Annotated in this window: 1 protein-coding gene; it reads right to left on the bottom strand. The window is 65.3% G+C overall.

Features of this window, described 5'->3' with window-relative positions:
* The coding region (locus C1I93_RS33470; protein WP_220039632.1) for a lytic transglycosylase domain-containing protein at window positions 1-314 on the bottom strand (314 nt) is incomplete at its 3' end.
* Window positions 315-395: the final 81 nt, after the last annotated feature.

Genomic DNA, 395 nt, shown 5'->3' with positions numbered 1-395 from the left:
ACTTCGTACTTGTCCTGGTGGACCTTCGTCATGACCTGCATCAGGCCCTGCGCACCCATACCGCTCTCGGCGAACGGGTTGAAGCTGGACTCGATCGCCATCACGCCAAGGATGAGCAATGGATCCAGGCCGACTTCCTTGCCGGTCTGATACGCAGCCTTCACCAGCTGGCCGGTGGCTGTAGCCGCCACGCGATACTTGCGGGCAATGTATTCCGCCACGGCAGCCTGCTCTCGCGGGGTACCGGCGGTTGCCGACTCACGCGCGTCGCGGACGACTTGCGTGTTCGGAATCTGCGCAGCCAACTCGGCCACGGACGGCACCTTCGAAAGCGCGTCCCAACCTGCCGCCGCGACCGTGCCACCCTGGGCCGTCGCCGGAGCGACAGCTTGAGC

Origin of the sequence: Micromonospora endophytica (assembly GCF_003236305.1) — a bacterium.
GTDB lineage: Bacteria > Actinomycetota > Actinomycetes > Mycobacteriales > Micromonosporaceae > Micromonospora > Micromonospora endophytica.
This window is presented reverse-complemented; position numbering and strand designations above follow the sequence as displayed.